The sequence below is a fragment of the Gilvimarinus algae genome (assembly GCF_030518215.1).
Lineage (GTDB): Bacteria > Pseudomonadota > Gammaproteobacteria > Pseudomonadales > Cellvibrionaceae > Gilvimarinus > Gilvimarinus algae.
Genome location: NZ_JAULRT010000030.1, coordinates 1 through 349 on the forward strand (window position 1 = coordinate 1; position 349 = coordinate 349).

The 349-nt window shown below is 60.7% G+C and carries 1 protein-coding gene; it reads right to left on the minus strand.

The annotated features are described in order from the left end of the window. On the minus strand, positions 1 to 349 hold a 349-nt coding region (locus QWI16_RS00725), incomplete at both ends, for a hypothetical protein (RefSeq protein WP_302710796.1).

Consider the following 349-nt stretch of genomic DNA (forward strand, 5'->3'; position numbering starts at 1 on the left):
ACGGCGCATAACTACCCGGCTCGTAAAGGTACAGGATGTTCTGCCCAGGCGTTTCCTCCCGCAGCATCCGCAAGCCTTGCCACAGAAAGCGCTTCTGTTCGACCTCGCCGTTGATCTCAGCCCGCTTGGCCACCCGCCGCCCAAGGCTGTCGTAACGGTACTCGCCTCGGCTTGCCAGCTTGCCATTGACCAACGTCTCTGCCCGCACCAGCCGGTTCTCGCAGTCGTAGCTGAAGCTTTGCAGCTTGCTATGCCCCGAGCGCTTCTCGATCAGGTTGCCCCACGGGTCGTAGCGGTACTCCTGATCCCGCCACTGTTTGATGCGGTTGTCCTTGACCTTGGCAAACTG